The following is a 16,159-nucleotide window of genomic DNA, read 5'->3' on the forward strand; positions in this document are numbered from 1 at the left end:
GAGAACGACCCTCCGTGGGAAAGCGGATGACGATATGTCACCCGCTTCGCTCCGCGGGGCTGATCTCAGGGGCGGCTTCCGGTCGGTGGGTGCGAGAACTCAGGCGTCGGCCTTCACCCGCGCCGCCGCGTGCCGGCCGGCGCGCCGGCCGAAATACGAACCCTCGCCGAGCTGCGTGCCGCTGCAGTAGCCCTTGCAGTCCTGGGCGATGTTGGAGGCGCTGGCGCCGGCCGCGTACAGGCCCTTGATGACCTTGCCCGACTCGTCGATGACCTCGCCGTCGAGCGAGGTGGCCATGCCGCCCATCGTGAAGCCGGCGTACATGGCCTTGCCGAGCGAGAGGTTGTAGGCGGCCCACGGGCCGGTGTCCTGGGGTTCGAGGAACTCCGCCGCCTTGTGGAAGTCCGGGTCCTCCTTCTTGGCGGCGTTCTCGTTGTAGCGGGCCATCGTCCGCTGCAGGTTGCCCTCCGGGATGCCCAGGTCCTTCTCCATCTCCTCGATGGTCTCCCAGCCGTCGATCAGCGGGATGAGGTAGTTCTGGTTTGGATTCATGTGCGCCTCGTCGACGATGAGGTAGGCCACCGAATCCGGTTGCTCGAGAATGAATCCCGACGTCCGGGCGTGGTAGGAGTCCTCGGTGACGAAGCGCTCGCCGAACTTGTTGACGATGACGCCCATGACCATGCTGGCGGGCGGGTAGATCGGGGCGGTGATGAACGCCTTGTCCATGTACTTCAGCTCGGCGCCGACCGACCGTCCGAGTCGCAGGCCGAGACCGTCGTCGTAGGTGTTGCCGAGGACGAACGGCTTCTCGGCGAGGTACGGCGTGTGCTCGGCGACCATGTCCGGGTTCATCACGAAGCCGCCCGCGGCGATGATGACCGAACCGGCCCGGATCACGCCCTGGCCGTCGGAGGACTTCCAGGTGACACCGGCGACCGAGCCGTCGGAATCGACGACGAGCTGACGCGCGCCGGTCTCGTACCGGACCTCGACGCCGAGCTCGTCGAGGCGCTTGACGAGCAGGTCGATGACCAGGGAGGCGCCGCCGGTCTCGCCGGGCACCGGCACCTTGTGGCCGCGCGGGGCCGGCTTGGCCATCGTGTTGAACGGCCACACCTTCTCGTTGCCGGTGTACATCAGGCCCTCGGTGCCGGGCTGGATGACGGCCTTCTCGGGGTAGAAGCTGCGCTCGAATTCGAAACCGAGTCCTTCGAGCCAGTGGAAGTGGTCGACGCTGTCGACGCAGTAGGCGTGGATCTTGTCGACCTCGGGATCGATCGACACCGCGGTGAGGTACTTCTCCATCTCCTCGGGGGTGTCGTGCTGGCCGGTCGCCTCCTGCACGGGGGTGCCGCCGCCGAGATAGAAGAAGCCGCCGGACAGCGAGGTGGTCCCGCCCGGTGCGGCGGCACGCTCGAGCAGGAGGACGCGCGCCCCGTGGGCCGCGGCCTCCGCGGCGGCGCATCCGCCGGCGATGCCGAATCCGATCACGACGACGTCGACCTCGTCGGAGAAGTCGGTCACCGAATCGAGGGCGACGGTCTCCGGGATCTCGGTACTGGTAGCCATGCGGCCAGATTAGCCGACAAAATAGAACCTGTTCTAGTGTTCTCCCGAACAGCGGGAGGACCGGTTTCGCCGCCCTCTGCGCCGTGCGTCGGCCGAACGGTCGTCGGACGATCGACGGGGTCCGGGGGGCGCCGCCGCCGTGGCCGTCGGAACTCCGGTATCAAGAAGTGTGACCTCCTCGACGTCCCCGCACGCGAATCCGCTCGGCCCCTGGATCTCGGGCGTCGTCGCCGCGGGGGCCGGTCTGGCGGCTGGGGAGATCGCCGCGATCCCGGTGTCGCCGGACGCCTCTCCGTACTTCGCGGTGGGCTCGTCGGTGGTCGACCACTCGCCGGAGGCGGTCCGCGAATGGGCGATCGAGACCTTCGGCGCCGCGGACAAGGTCGCGCTGTTCCTCGGGATGGGACTCCTCATCGCGATCATCGCGGCCGTCGCCGGGTCGCTGGAGCACCGTCGGCCGCCGGTGGGTTCGCTGCTCATCGCGGTCTTCGGCGGTGTGGGAGTGGTCGCCGCCCTCGACCGGCCCGGCGCGGTGTGGACACACGCGCTGCCGTCGGTGATCGCCGCGGCGGTGGGGGTGGTCGTCCTGCGAATCCTTGTGGCGCAGTGTAGATCCGGGCAGTACGAGGAGCAGTCGGAGCTGCGCGTGGGCGTCAACGGGAACGCACCGCTGACTCGGCGGTTCATCCTGACCGCCGGCGGTGTCTCCGTCGCGGCCGTCGCGTTGGGCGTCATCGGCCGGCGCATGCTCGCCGACACCGCGGAGACCCTCGCGGACCGCGCGCGGCTGATGCTCCCGCGCCCCGTCCGGCCCGCGCCGCCCGTACCCGAGGGAACGCGGCTCGACGTCGACGGGGTGACCCCGTTCGTCACCGACAACGACGCCTTCTATCGCATCGACACGGCGCTGCAGGTGCCCACGCTGACCACCGCCGGATGGCGGCTGCGCATACACGGTGACGTCGAGAGGGCGGTCGTCCTGAGCTGGGACGACCTTCTCGCGATGCCGATGGTCGAGCGATACGTGACGCTCGCGTGTGTCTCCAACGACGTCGGCGGCGACCTGATCGGCAACGCCCGCTGGCTCGGCGTCCCCATGCGCGACGTGCTCGACCTCGCCGGCGTCCGGCCTGGCGCCGACCTGTTGCTGTCGACGAGCGCTGACGGATGGACCTGTGGCACACCGATTTCCGCGATCGCCGACGGTCGCGACGCGCTCCTTGCGGTGGGGATGAACGGCGATCCGCTCCCCGTCGAGCACGGGTACCCGGTGCGGCAGGTGGTGCCGGGACTGTACGGATACGTCTCGGCCACCAAGTGGGTCGTCGACTGGGAGGTCACCCGTTTCTCCGAGGCCGAGGCGTACTGGACGAGTCGCGGATGGTCGGCGCTCGGCCCGATCAAGCTGTCGTCGCGCATCGACCGACCCGATCCCGGGAGGTATCCCGCGGGCGAGGTCGTGATCGCGGGAACCGCCTGGGCGCAGCACACGGGGGTCGACCGCGTCGAGGTCCGCATCGACGGCGGCGAGTGGCGGCCCGCCGACCTGGCGGCCGAGTACAGCGTCGACACCTGGCGGCAGTGGAGGTACGTCTGGCAGGCGGCCCCTGGCGATCACGTCGTCGAGGTCCGCGCGATCGACAGGCTGGGGCGGCCCCAGGTCGAGCGTTACCGACCACCGGCGCCGGACGGCGCGACCGGACTCGACGAACGCCGGTACACCATCACCTGAGTGGGCCGCCGGAAACCCGGTCTCGGTCGGTGGCTTTCGCGGCTACCGGCGAGTACGCACAAAGATCATGAGCATTCAGATGTCAAGGTCGGAGTGAGGTTTCCGACTCCGGTTCATTTCGGGCTTTCACCACGTGTTATGTTCTTCGGACCCATATGTGAGCAGGGTGACAGTCATCACTGTCGGACCCAGCATTCGTGACCTGCGTCAGGTCGTCCGCACCGCCGATACATGGCGGAGCTGCACGATTTGCACGCAGGTCACGCCGTTGTACAACGCGTGCGCCGACCATCGGCGCCGAACGACGCGACGCTGTCCGCAGCGTCGCCCAGACAAGGTGAGATAGATGACAGTGGGAGTCGTGCGCGAGACGGCCCCGGGAGAGCGCCGAGTGGCGCTCGTCCCGAAGGTGGTCGCCTCGCTCGTGGGCAAGGGCGTGCCCGTCGTCGTGGAGTCGGGGGCCGGACTCGGCGCCCTGATCCCCGACGAGGCATACACCGAGGTCGGAGCGACGATCGGAGATCCGTACTCCGCGGACGTGGTGCTGCGCGTGTCGCCGCCCTCCGACGAGGAGATCGCGAAGCTGCGCAGCGGGCAGAAGCTCATCGGCTTTCTGGCCCCGCGCAATGCCGACAACAAGATCGGTGCCCTGAAGAAGGCGGGTGTCGAGGCGTACGCGGTCGAGGCGATTCCGCGTATCTCTCGCGCCCAGGTGATGGATGCGCTGAGTTCGCAGGCCAACGTCGCGGGCTACAAGGCCGTGATCGTCGCCGCAGACCTGTCGACGCGTTTCTTCCCGATGCTGACCACCGCCGCCGGCACCGTGAAGCCGGCCACCGTGCTCGTGCTCGGTGTCGGTGTCGCCGGCCTGCAGGCGCTGGCGACGGCGAAGCGTCTCGGCGGCCGGACCACCGGTTACGACGTGCGGCCGGAGGTCGCCGAGCAGGTGCGATCGGTCGGTGCGCAGTGGCTCGACCTCGGCATCGACGCCGCCGGCGAGGGCGGTTACGCCCGTGAGCTGACCGACGAGGAGCGCGCCAAGCAGCAGCAGGCGCTCGAGGACGCCATCAAGGGCTTCGACGTGGTGATCACCACCGCGCTGGTGCCGGGCCGTCCCGCTCCCCGCCTCGTGACCGCCGCCGCGGTCGAGGGGATGAAGCCGGGCAGCGTCGTGGTCGACCTGGCCGGCGAGACCGGCGGCAACTGCGAGCTGACCGAGCCGGGCCAGACCGTCGTCCGCCACGACGTGACGATCACCGCGCCGCTGAACCTGCCGGCGACCATGCCCGAGCACGCCAGCGAGCTGTACTCGAAGAACCTGCAGGCGCTGCTGGAACTGATGCTCGACGAGAACGGTGCCCTCACACCGAATTTCGACGACGAGGTGCTGGCCGCTGCGTGCGTCACGCGTGAGTCCGGTGCCGGGAACGGAGTGAGCGGGCCGAATTCGAAGGAGGCGACTGCCTGATGTACTCCGGACTTCTCGCGAATCTCGCGATCCTGGTGCTCGCCGGGTTCGTCGGCTTCGCCGTCATCTCGAAGGTCCCCAACACCCTGCACACCCCGCTGATGTCGGGCACCAACGCCATCCACGGCATCGTCGTGCTCGGCGCGCTGGTGGTCCTGGGCAAGTTGCCCGCCGACGCCGGCTGGGGCGTGCGCATCATCGCCTTCGTCGCGCTGGTGTTCGGCACGCTCAACGTGATCGGTGGCTTCGCGGTCACCGACCGCATGCTGGGCATGTTCAAGGGTAAGAAGGAGGCCGCCAAGTGATCGGCTCGCAACTGCTGTTGGCGGCAGACGCACACACCCCCAGCGAAGGCGTCGGGTATGTGGTCACCGCGCTCTACATCATCTCGTTCTCGCTGTTCATCTACGGCCTGATGGGCCTGACCGGCCCGAAGACCGCGGTGCGCGGCAACTGGATCGCCGCGACTGGCATGGGCCTGGCGGTGGCGGCGACGCTGCTCTACATCTGGAACTCCGGCGCGGTCGGCGATGACGGCCATTCGACCGTCGGTGTCCCGACGATCAACTGGATCCTCATCGTCGTCGGCCTGGCGCTCGGTGTGGTGCTGGGTATCCCGCCGGCCCTGAAGACCAAGATGACGGCGATGCCGCAGCTGGTCGCGCTGTTCAACGGCGTGGGCGGCGGCACCGTCGCGCTGATCGCGTGGGCGGAGTTCATCGAGACCTCCGGGTACTCGGTCTTCCACAACACCGAGCCCGCGTCGCCGCTGGTGATCGGCTCGCTGATCGCCGCGATCATCGGTTCGATCTCGTTCTGGGGCTCGCTGGTGGCGTTCGCCAAGCTGCAGGAGATCATGCCGAAGGGCCTGGAGAAGGCCTTCGTGTCGAACGCGAAGCTGTTCCAGTTCGCCAACATCGTGCTGCTGGCCGTGGCCCTGGGCCTGGCGATCTACCTCGGTGTCCAGGCCACCGACGGCGGCGGCGCCAGCGTGTGGTGGATGGTCGGCGTCCTCGTCGCAGCGGGCGTGATGGGTCTGTTCGTCGTGTTCCCGATCGGCGGCGCCGACATGCCCGTCGTCATCTCGCTGCTCAACGCCATGACCGGCCTGTCCGCGGCGGCCGCCGGTATCGCGCTGGACAACACCGCGCTCATCGTGGCCGGCATGATCGTCGGCGCGTCGGGCTCGATCCTGACCAACCTGATGGCCAAGGCCATGAACCGCTCGATCCCGGCGATCGTGTTCGGCTCCTTCGGCGGCGGCGACGCCGCTGCCGCGGGTGGCCCGGGCGGCACCGGGGGCACGGTCAAGGCGACCTCGGCCGCCGACGCCGCCATCCAGATGGCCTACGCGAATCAGGTCATCGTGGTGCCCGGTTACGGTCTGGCCGTCGCACAGGCCCAGCATGCGGTCAAGGAGATGGCGAGCCTGCTCGAGGCCAAGGGCGTCGAGGTCAAGTACGCGATCCACCCGGTGGCCGGCCGTATGCCCGGTCACATGAACGTGCTGCTGGCCGAGGCCGACGTCGCCTACGACGCCATGAAGGAGATGGACGACATCAACGGCGAGTTCGCCCGCACCGATGTCGCGATCGTCATCGGCGCCAACGACGTCACCAACCCGGCGGCGCGCAACGATCCGAGCAGCCCCATCCACGGCATGCCGATCCTCAACGTCGACGAGGCCCGCTCGGTGATCGTGCTCAAGCGGTCGATGAGCTCCGGCTACGCCGGCATCGAGAACCCGCTGTTCTACGCGGAGGGCACGTCGATGCTGTTCGGTGACGCCAAGCAGAGCGTCGACAGCGTCATCGAGGAGCTCAAGGCGCTGTAACGGCACACCAGGCCGACGAGAAGACCCCGGTGGTCCCGCGAATCGCGGGGGCGCCGGGGTCTTTCGTTCTTGCCGGGTTCTCTCCCCGCCGATGACTTCCGGGCACGAGTGGGGTCTACCCCTGCACGACACACTCGCCACTCGTGACAGGAGGACAACGATCATGACCCTGGAGAACCGCACCGAATCCGGCGCCACCGAACCCGACGCCACCGCACCCACGGCCGGCGGGGACTCGCCCGCGACCGGCGGACGGAACCTGCGCCGTATCGCGGGCATCGTCATCAGCGTCCTCGTCGGCGCCTTTCTCGCCTTCGACGTGGTCGGGAAGCTGACGCGTCCGCAGGCGGTCGTCGACGGCACCGCGGAACTGGGCTTTCCCGGTTACCAGGCCGTCGTCATGGGGGTCGTGCTGCTGACCTGTCTGGTCGTCTACGCGATCCCGCGGACCGCGGTGCTCGGGGCGCTCGGGATCACCGCATATCTGGGCGGCGCCGTCACCGCGAACATGCGCATCGAGGCGCCGTTGTTCAGCTCCATCCTGTTCGCCGTCTACCTCGGCGTGTTGATGTGGATCGGCCTGGTGCTCCGGCGGCCGGAGTTGCTGAAGGTCGCGGGGCTGAGCCGCTGACCTGCGGCGACGTCTTCCTGCTCGACGCCCCGCGCCCGTTACCGACTTGGGATCGGACGGGTGCGGGGTCGTTGCGTGAGAATCCTAGTGTTTCCTGAGTGTCTGATGTTGCCAGAGTGAAACGGAGGATGGTGGCCGTCGCGACGATCGGGGCGGCAGCTCTCGGTGGTGTGGCCGTCGGTTGCCTTCCCGCGGAGAGCTCGCGTGTGGTGACGACGGCGAGTGCGGTCGACCCGGCGGGGCTGTACAACGAAGCCCAGTCGAGATTCGCCGCCGGCGACGTCGCCGGCGGACTCGCCGCCCTGCGACAGGCGCTGACGCTGGCGCCGACGGACACCGACGCCCTCGCGCTGCAGGCGATCTGGGCCGACCAGGCGGAGGACGCGGCGGCGCGCAGCGCGGCTCTAGGACGCCTCGGTGTGCTCGACCCGCGGCTCGCGACCACCGCCCGCAACGTGATCGCCGGCGTCGCGACCGCCGCCGGGCTCGTTCCCGACACGAACCCGAAGCCGGTCACGGGGCGTTCTGCGATCGTCATCCTCGGACATGGGCTCAACGCCGACGGGAGGATGCCTCCCGAGCTGGTGAACCGGGTCTCTGCCGGCCGGGCGCAGGCAGAGTTCACCCCGACGGCACCGGTCGTCGTGACCGGGGGCGTTCCCAAGAACGGGGTCACCGAGGCGGCCGCGATGCGAACGTGGTTGGTCGACAACGGCATCGACGCCTCCCGCATCATCACCGAGGACAAGTCGACCTCCACCGTCGCCAACGCGCAGAACACCTCGGAGATCCTGCGTGCGAGAGGGATCGATCCGCGACATCGTCCTGGTGACCTCGCCGAGTCACCTCCGGCGCGGCGCCGCCGATTTCGGGGCAACCGGCCTGCGCGTCGTCGGGGCCGTCACCACCGCCACCGAACTCGACGAGTACCTCGCCCCGCTGAGCAAGGACCGGCAGACCGGGATCCGGCTCGAGGCGACGCGTGCGGCGCGTATCCCCGCGACGCGCGAACCCGGCCTGCCGGGGAATCTGCCCGACGCGGGCACCGGATTGCTCGGCGAGATCGGCGGGGAGGTGCTGCGGAAGCTGCTCGACGCAGGGTCGTCGGCGATCGGATCGGGCGCGGGCTGACGCGCGACGCGAGGCGAAGGCCTTCGGCTAGAACATCACCGAGCGGAAGTGGGTGACGAGGCGTCCCTGGTCGTAGACATGGAAGGCGATGCCCGGCGGCTGCCCGCGGTTGATCACGTCGCGGCCCTCGAAGGGCAGGTTCAGCGTCGACGCCACACCCGGTGCGACGCAGAGGGGGCGGTCGGCGAACTGGGTCACCGCCGGGGTGTGCGCATGCCCGCACAAGAACGCGACGATGTTCGGATGCGTCTCGACCAGGGGGACGAGGCGTTCCTCGCCCGTCTGCCGGATCGAGTCCATGAACGGCATGTGCAGATCCACCGGCGGGTGATGGAACGCGACGAAGACGGGGGTCTGCGGATCCTCCGCGGCGAGGCGTTCCGACATCCAGGCGAGTGTCTCGTCGTCGATGTGGCCGTCGTTGCGGCCGGGGATCGAACTGTCGACCACCAGGAACAGGACGTCGCCGACCTTGCGGGCCTGGTTGATCGGTCCGGAGGTCTCGGCACCCAGCAGGGTCGAACTCAACGGCTCGCGGACGTCGTGGTTGCCGGCGGTGATGAGCATCGGCAACGGACTCTCGAGGACGCCGTAGGCCTCCTGGTACTCGCTCGGAGTGCCCTCGTCGGCGAGGTCGCCGGTGATCAGGAGGACGTCGATGCCGGCCGCGCGCGCGTTGACATAACTCAACGTCGACTGGATGCGGTTCCGGTTGAACCGCGTCCCGTTGAAATGCAGGTCGCTGATGTGGGCGACGACGAACACGAAAAGGCTCCTGTCACGGTCACTGACTCTCACGAGGCTAGTCCTCGGGCCCGGTGAAAACGTGCATTGCCGGGCCGCGGGGAGTCGTAACACACGTCGGTCCCGACATTGTGTTTCAGCCCGCCTGCCGCTTCCGATCCGGGGCGGCATCCAGGGTGTCGCGGCCTGGTCGAGGCGCGGGTCCCCGACGCCTCCGGCCCCTGTCAGGGATGCAGCGTGCGGCGGAACAGGGACTCGAGCTCGGCGAAGTGATGCTCGCACGCCTCGTGGTGATAGGCGGGGATGTCGGACATCGTGTAGCCGTGCGCGGCGCCCGGATGGACCGTCGTCGAGTGCGTGACGCCCGTCGAGGTCAGGGCGTGCTCGAACTTTGCGATCGCCTCGGGCGGTAGCGAGCGGTCGTTGTCGGCGTGGATGGCCAGCACGAAGGCGTCGATCCCGACGAGGTGCAGGTGCGGGCTGTCCGGCGAGTCGGTGACCAGACCGCCGGTGTGGAACATGCCCACCGCCGCGACGTCGTGGGGGCGGGCCGCGGCGACGTCGAGCGCGAACCGGCCGCCCATGCAGTAGCCCGTCACCCCGATCGGCCCGCCCGCGACGCCCGGAAGTGCGCGCAGCGCGTCGACGTAGGACTCGAGGTCGGCGCGGGCGCGCTCGCGCGTCAGCGATCGCGCCTTCGGCAGCGCCGAGGCGAAGAACGCCCCGAGCGAGTCCGGGTCGGCCAGATCCTCGGCCGGCGGGACCCACTCGTCGGCGGTGCCGTGGCGATAGAACAGGTGCGGCACCGCGACGACGTACCCCCACGACGCGATGCGATCGGCCATCGCGCGGGTCCGGGGCCGCAGGCCGATCAGGTCGGTGAGGAACAGGACCCCGGGCAGCGGCGTGCCGTCGGAAGGGTCGGGGCGGGCGACGTACATCTCGGTGTCGCCGTCGGGGGCGGTGATGGTGAGGGTCTCGCCGGTCATCTCATGCCTCTCGGGGGATTGCGTATCGTCCTGGGCCTGGGGTCGTCGTCGCCGTTCAGAGGTCGCCGGGCAGCTTGTCGCGGCGGATTCCGCGCCAGCTGGGGTGCCGGAGGTGACCGTCCATCGTCCAGTCCATGAATCGGACCTCGCCGACGATCTTCGGCAGCACCCACACCGCGTTCGACGCGATGGGGCGGTCGAGCTTGTCGAGGAACGGCGACCGCGAGATCTTCAACGGTTCGAGTTCCTCGGCGAGCGCGCGGAGCTGGGCCTCGGTGAAACCGGTGCCGACGCGGCCCACATATCGCAGCCCGGTCTCCTCCGGCAGGCCGAGCAGCAGGGAGCCGATGGTGTTCGCGCGGTTGCCGCGCCCGGGCCGGTATCCGCCGACGACGACCTCGATGTCGCTCCAGTTCTTGTGTTTGAGCCACTTCGTGGAGCGGCGCCCCTGCTGGTAGATCGAGTCGCGGCGCTTGGCCACGACGCCTTCGAGGTTGTGCTCGCGGCTGTACTCGATCGCCGCGCTCGCCGGTGTCGGCAGCAATGGCGGGACGTCGACATGGGCGGTGTGGCGGAACGCGGGTGCGAGCTCCTCGAGCAGCTTGCGTCTCACCGACCACGGCTTGCGCAGCAGCGACGTCCCGTTGAGGTAGAGGATGTCGAACAGGTGGAGTCGGAGGCTGTACGGCTCGGTGGTGTGCTTGCGCGAGGTGAAGAGCGTGAAGTTGGTGCGGCCCGACGAGTCGATCGCGACCGCCTCGCCGTCGAGCACCACATCCATGAGGCCGAGCGCGTCGACGATCTCGGCGAACTCGGGGAAGTCTGCGGTCATGTCGACACCCGAGCGCGACGTGAGCCGGAACTCCTCGCCGACCTTGCGGACGAGGAGGCGGTAGCCGTCCCACTTGCCCTCGAAGGCCCAGTCCTTGTCGTCGAGTTCGTCGATCGGCTCGTCGGTGGCCAACATCGGGCGCGGGCTGGTGAGACTGTCGGGCAGGATCGGGCGCGGCTCGTCGGTCATGAGGTGGGCCAGCCAGTTCTTCTCGCCCGTGCGGATCAGCGCGTACCGGCCCTGCACGCGTTCGCCGTGCAGTCGGACGATGACCTCCTTCTCGCGCCACTTCTCGAGCTCGTAGGTGCCCTTGTCCCAGATGTACACGTGCCCGCCGCCGTACTCGCCCGCCGGGATGTCGCCCTCGAAGTCGGCGTAGTCCATCGGGTGGTCCTCGGTCTGGACGGCCAGGCGGTTCTGGTCCGGGTCGGTGGGCAGGTTCTTGGGGATCGCCCACGAGACCAGCACGCCGTCGTGCTCGAGCCGGAAGTCGTAGTGCAGCCGACGCGCGTGGTGCTCCTGGATCACGAAGATCGGTGCGTGGGGGCCCGTTTCGCCGCCGGCGTCGTCGGGTTCGGCGACCTCCCGCCGGCGCGCGCGGTGGTTTTCGTCGCCGAACGGTTCCGGCGTCTTCGCACGGTTGCGCTTGCGGACGTACTCGCTCAGGTCGATGACCTGGCCGGTCCCCCCGTCGGAGTCCTGGGCGCCCTTCGGCGACGAATCCGATGTGTCGTCGGTGATGGTCTCCCGCAACGCCTCCGCCACCTCGCCGACGGTGTCGTCGTCGAGCGCGGCGTCGGTGACCTCCGTCTCGCGTGAGTCGGCCGCGTCGTGCTCGACTGCGTCCTCGTCGTACGGGTCGTCGAGTCCTTCCAGGAGATCGCCGATCTCGTCGATCCGCTCGAGCACCTCGGTGAACAACAGTTGGGACAGTTCGGGATCCGCGATCTCCTCCCACGTGCGGGGCGCGGCGACCCAGGGCTTCTCGCGGCCGCGCAGGGAGTAGGGGGAGAGCGTGGTCTTCGACGCGTTGTTCTGACTCCAGTCGATGAAGACCTTGTCGTCCCGGATCTTCTTCGACATGTTGGCGGTGATGAAATCGCTGTGCTGGCGGGCGAATTCGTTGGCCACCTCCCGGGCGACCTTGCGGGCGGCCTCGGAACTCACCGGCTTGGGCAGGCGCGCGTAGATGTGGATGCCCTTGCCGCCGCTGGTGACGGGATAAGTGGTGGTGCCGGCCAGCCAGTCGCGGATCTGGAGTGCGACCTGGGCGGTCTCGTGGAGGGGGACGCGGGGACCCGGGTCGAGGTCGAAGACGATGCGGTTGGCCATCCGCTGCCCGCCGGGGCCGAGCGGGAGTCGCCACTGGGGAACGTGGATCTCCAGCGCCGCCATCTGGGCCAGCCACACGAGCGTCGCCCGGTCCTCGGCGAGGACGTACTCGATGACGCGCTCGCTGTGCTGGATCCCGAAGCGCTTCACCCACTCGGGTGCGCTGTCGGGCAGGTCCTTCTCGAAGAACGGGGTGGATTCGACGCCGTTCGGCCACCGCTTCCGGGTCACGATCCGGTCGCGCAGGTGCGGCAACATGACATCGGCGATACGCGAGTAGTAGTCGATGACCTCGAATTTGCGGGTCCCGGTCGCCGGATAGAGCACCTTGGAGAGATTGGTGATCGAGATCCGGCGGCCGTCGACCTCCAGGATCTCGCCGCCTGCCATCCCTCCATTGTCCACATCGTCGGTCCGTACCGGCGGGTCATGGCGATCGTGCGCAGACGACGACACCGCCGCGTGACACCTGGCACAATGGCGGACATGCGCTCGATATGGAAGGGCGACCTGAGCTTTGGCCTGGTCAACGTGCCGGTCAAGGTCTACTCCGCGACGGAGAGCCACGATCGCAAGTCGTATCAGGTGGACTCCTCCGACGGGACCCGCATCCGATATCGGCGCGTGCGTGAGGGTACCGACAAGGAGGTCGACTACTCCGACATCGCCAATGCCTACGAGACGGATTCGGGCGAGACGGTGATCCTCACCAAGGACGATCTCGCAACCCTGCCGTCGCAGAAGAGCCCGGAGATCTCGATCCTGGAGTTCGTCCCGGCCGAACAGGTCGACCCGATCTACTTCGACAAGCCCTACTACCTCGAACCGTCGTCGAAGTCGCCGAAGGCCTATGCCCTCCTCGCCCGGGCGCTGGAGGAGACCGACCGCCTGGCCATCGCTCTGTTCACCCTGCGCAACCGCACGCGTATCGCGGCCCTGCGGGTGGTCGACGGAGTGATCACGCTGCAAACCCTGTTGTGGCCGGACGAAATCCGCAAACCCGACTTCGGCTTCCTCGATGACGACGTCGAGATCCGCGACCAGGAACTGAAGATGGCGGCGTCTCTCATCGAGTCGATGGCCGCCGACTTCGATCCGTCGGAATTCGAGGACACCTACCAGAACGAACTGGCCAAGCTCATCGAGGCGAAGGCCGAGGGCGGCGAGGCATTCCCCGAGTCCGACGAGGAGAAGTCGGAGGACGAGGATTCCGAGGTCGCGGATCTGCTTGCCGCGCTGCGCGCTTCGGTGAAGGATCGCGGAACGGCGTCCTCCGACGACGAGTCCGGGGACGAGGACTCGGAGAAGAAGGCGCCCGCCAAGAAGGCGGAGAAGAAGGCTCCCGCCAAGAAGGCCGCCACCAAGACAGCCGCCAAGAAGACGACGGCCAAGAAGACCGCGACCACGAAGTCGACCGCGAAGAAGACCGGGTCGAGTTCGTCGGGATCGAAGTCGACGGCGAAGAATGCCCCCGCGAAGAAGTCCTCGCGCAAGGCGAGCTGATCTCCCCCGGGGCCCGGCCGCGGATATTCGCTGGCCCGGCATCGCGCGGATCGGGCAAGCTCGAAGGGTGAACACCAGCGTCGACACCCGGTTGCCGCGCGCCCTCATGCCCTTGGCGCGACGGCAGTATCGGCTGTTGGCATCCGGGTTGATCCTGGCGATGTTCGGCGACGGGATATGGACGGTCGCAGTGATCTGGCAGGTCATCGCCCTCGGCGGCGGACCGGGACAGGTCTCGCTCGCCACCGGCGTCGCGGCGGTCGGCATGCTCGTGTCGACCCTCGCCGGCGGCGTTCTGGCCGACCGGATCTCGCAACGCCACATCATGATCGGGCTCGAGGTCACCAAGATGGCGGCCTTCGGCGCGGTGGGACTTGCGTCGGTGTTCGGCGTGGTCGACCTCTGGATGGTCGTGGTGGCCTCGTTGCTCGCCGGCGTCACCATGGGCATGTACTACCCGGCCTACTCGGCCCTGCTGCCGGGTGTCGTCTCGGCATCGGAACTGCAGGCCGCCAACGGGATCGAGGGATTCTTCCGTCCTGTCGTCTTCCAGGCTGTGGGACCGATGATCGCCGGCGCGGTCATCGCCGCCAGCGCCCCGGGCCAGGCGGTGGTGCTGGCCGCGGTCGCGTCCATCGCGTCAGGCGTCTGCTACCTGGCGATGGCCCCGGTGACCTCACGCCGGCTGGGGGAGTCCGACCACCCGGAATCGGAGGAGGTGCGCGTCGGGCGCGGAGGCGTCGGGGGCGTCGTCGTCGACCTCGCGGAGGGCTTCGTCTACATGATCCGCACCCCGTGGCTGTGGGGGACGCTGTTCTTCGCCTGCGTCCTGGTGCTGGCGACGATGGGTCCCATCGAGGTGCTCGTGCCGTTCGCCCTGCGGGAGCGCGTCGACGGCGGCGCCTCCCAGCACGCGTGGGTGCTCGCCGGGTTCGGCGCGGGGGCGGCCACCGCGTCGCTGGTCTTCGCCTCGCTGCCGATGCCGCGGCGATACCTGACGGTCATGTTCGGGCTGTGGGGGTTCTCCAGCGTGCCGCTGGTGCTGATGGGCGTCGCCGACTCGACGTGGATGTTCGTCGCCGCCGGCTTCGCCATGGGCGTCCTGTTCGACGGTCCGATGGTCCTGTGGGGGACGCTCCTGCAGCGTCGCGTGCCGCCGGCGCTGCTCGGCCGGATCGCGAGCCTGGACTTCTTCGTGTCGATCGCGCTGATGCCGGTGTCGATGGCCATCGCGGCGCCGGTCTCGTCGGCGATCGGCCTGACCGCGACCTTCGTCCTGGCCGGGCTGCTGCCGGTGCCGATCGCGTGGGCGTTCTACGCCGCGGCCCGCATGTGGCGCGACGAGATCGACCACCCGCTCGCCGACGACGCCGCGCCGGCGCTTCAGCCCGTGGGCGACTGAGTCCGCTCGACCGCGATCCCACGGGTGCGGGTCATCGGAGCACTGCGGCGGCACCGGCGATCACCAGCTCGGTGAGGTGCTGCAGCAGAGGGGAACTCAGCTTCCAGTACTGCCAGTAGAGCGGCACGTCCAGGTGGTGATCGGCGATCATCCGGACGCGACCGTCGTCGAGCGCCTTCTGGATCTGCACGTCGGGGACGGCGCCCCAGCCGATCCCGAGGGTCACCGCGCGGTGGTACTCGGTCGACGCGGGGATGTATGCGGCGGGCGGGTCGACGGCCCGGCCGGCCAGTGCCGCGACCATGTCGCGCTGGAGGTGGTCGTTGCGATCGAACTGGACCATCGGAGCCCGTGCCAGGACGTCGGCGTCCGGGCCGTCGCGCAACCAGGTGTCGATGAACTCCGGGGTCGCCACGGGCAGGTAGCGCATGCTGCCCAGCGAGTGCAACGCACACCCGCGCACCGCGAGCGGCTCGGAGGTGACCGCGGCGAGTGCATCGCCCGAACGCAGCAGGGCGCTGCTGCGCGTCTCGTCGTCGCGGAGAACTTCGACGGCCACCGGATGCTCCCGGTGGAAACGGGCGAGCACAGGCAGCAGCCAGGTGGCGAGAGAATCCGCGTTCGATGCGATCGGCAGGTGGACCCGCGGCTGCGCGGTGACCGGGACGGCGGCGTCGGCGGGCTCGCCGACCAGGGCCGCGCGTGTCTCGGCGAGCAGGAGTTCCCACTGGCGCGCCAGCCGGACGAGCACCTCGCCGTCGGGCGTCGCGGAGACCGGCTTGGTCCGGCGCAGCACCACCCGGCCCACCGCGGCCTCGAGCGCCTTGATCCGCTGGCTCACCGCGGACGGCGTGATGTGCAGGGAGGCCGCCGCGGCGTCGAACGTCCCCTCTCTGAGCACTGCTGCCAGCGTGCGCAATCCCTCCTGGGTGATGTCCACGCCACCAGGCTAGATGAAGTACAGCTAATGATTCATCAGAAACATTCGC

Annotated in this window: 12 protein-coding genes and 1 pseudogene; 8 read left to right on the forward strand and 5 right to left on the reverse strand. The window is 68.8% G+C overall.

Going from position 1 to position 16,159, the window contains the following annotated elements; translation table 11 throughout:
• Positions 1-99 precede the first annotated feature (99 nt).
• Entirely contained in the window at positions 100-1,572 is a 1,473-nt protein-coding gene (locus GP2_RS13150) for an FAD-binding protein (RefSeq protein WP_006901005.1), read from the reverse strand.
• Between the two features lie 169 nt (positions 1,573-1,741).
• Here GP2_RS13150 and GP2_RS13155 point away from each other — a divergent pair, with 169 nt between their 5' ends.
• The 6 genes and pseudogenes from GP2_RS13155 to GP2_RS13180 all read left to right on the forward strand — a co-directional run bounded on the left by GP2_RS13155 (position 1,742) and on the right by GP2_RS13180 (position 8,368).
• The gene (locus GP2_RS13155; RefSeq protein ID WP_006901006.1) at positions 1,742-3,304 is read left to right on the forward strand and encodes a molybdopterin-dependent oxidoreductase; all 1,563 of its coding nucleotides are present in this window, start codon (positions 1,742-1,744) and stop codon (positions 3,302-3,304) included.
• Between the two features lie 346 nt (positions 3,305-3,650).
• Positions 3,651-4,772, forward strand: coding sequence for a Re/Si-specific NAD(P)(+) transhydrogenase subunit alpha (locus tag GP2_RS13160; RefSeq protein ID WP_006901007.1), 1,122 nt, complete (start codon positions 3,651-3,653; stop codon positions 4,770-4,772).
• Positions 4,772-5,077, forward strand: a complete 306-nt coding sequence (locus GP2_RS13165; RefSeq protein ID WP_006358004.1) for an NAD(P) transhydrogenase subunit alpha part 2 — start codon at positions 4,772-4,774, stop codon at positions 5,075-5,077. Before GP2_RS13160 ends, GP2_RS13165 begins: the two co-directional genes overlap by 1 nt.
• Positions 5,074-6,606: an NAD(P)(+) transhydrogenase (Re/Si-specific) subunit beta gene (locus GP2_RS13170; RefSeq protein WP_006901008.1), complete on the forward strand. Its 1,533-nt coding sequence runs from the start codon at positions 5,074-5,076 to the stop codon at positions 6,604-6,606. Before GP2_RS13165 ends, GP2_RS13170 begins: the two co-directional genes overlap by 4 nt.
• A gap of 163 nt (positions 6,607-6,769) precedes the next feature.
• Entirely contained in the window at positions 6,770-7,237 is a 468-nt protein-coding gene (locus tag GP2_RS13175) for a DoxX family protein (RefSeq protein WP_006901009.1), read from the forward strand.
• Between the two features lie 128 nt (positions 7,238-7,365).
• Positions 7,366-8,368 (forward strand): annotated as a pseudogene (locus GP2_RS13180) (YdcF family protein).
• Between the two features lie 27 nt (positions 8,369-8,395).
• On the opposite strand, the gene GP2_RS13185 reads toward GP2_RS13180, so the two are convergent.
• From GP2_RS13185 to GP2_RS13195, 3 genes are all read right to left on the reverse strand, one after another.
• A complete protein-coding gene (locus GP2_RS13185; RefSeq protein WP_006901011.1) occupies positions 8,396-9,133 on the reverse strand; it encodes a metallophosphoesterase family protein in 738 nt (245 codons plus the stop codon).
• 203 nt (positions 9,134-9,336) lie between these two features.
• Positions 9,337-10,101 carry a dienelactone hydrolase family protein gene (locus GP2_RS13190; protein ID WP_006901012.1) on the reverse strand — a complete coding sequence of 255 codons (765 nt, stop codon included), beginning with the start codon at positions 10,099-10,101 and terminating at the stop codon, positions 9,337-9,339.
• Positions 10,102-10,156: 55 nt separating this feature from the next.
• Positions 10,157-12,655: an ATP-dependent DNA ligase gene (locus tag GP2_RS13195; RefSeq protein ID WP_006901013.1), complete on the reverse strand. Its 2,499-nt coding sequence runs from the start codon at positions 12,653-12,655 to the stop codon at positions 10,157-10,159.
• A gap of 96 nt (positions 12,656-12,751) precedes the next feature.
• On the opposite strand from GP2_RS13195, the gene ku reads away from it, so the two are divergent.
• Together ku and GP2_RS13205 are read left to right on the forward strand one after the other, a co-directional pair.
• Positions 12,752-13,768, forward strand: coding sequence for a non-homologous end joining protein Ku (gene ku, locus GP2_RS13200; protein WP_444542630.1), 1,017 nt, complete (start codon positions 12,752-12,754; stop codon positions 13,766-13,768).
• A gap of 67 nt (positions 13,769-13,835) precedes the next feature.
• A complete protein-coding gene (locus GP2_RS13205) occupies positions 13,836-15,170 on the forward strand; it encodes an MFS transporter (RefSeq protein ID WP_040527017.1) in 1,335 nt (444 codons plus the stop codon).
• A gap of 31 nt (positions 15,171-15,201) precedes the next feature.
• Here the strand turns inward: GP2_RS13205 and GP2_RS13210 are convergent, their stop codons facing one another.
• Positions 15,202-16,110, reverse strand: coding sequence for a LysR family transcriptional regulator ArgP (locus GP2_RS13210; protein ID WP_006901016.1), 909 nt, complete (start codon positions 16,108-16,110; stop codon positions 15,202-15,204).
• Positions 16,111-16,159: the final 49 nt, after the last annotated feature.

Source organism: Gordonia paraffinivorans NBRC 108238 (genome assembly GCF_000344155.1).
GTDB lineage: Bacteria > Actinomycetota > Actinomycetes > Mycobacteriales > Mycobacteriaceae > Gordonia > Gordonia paraffinivorans.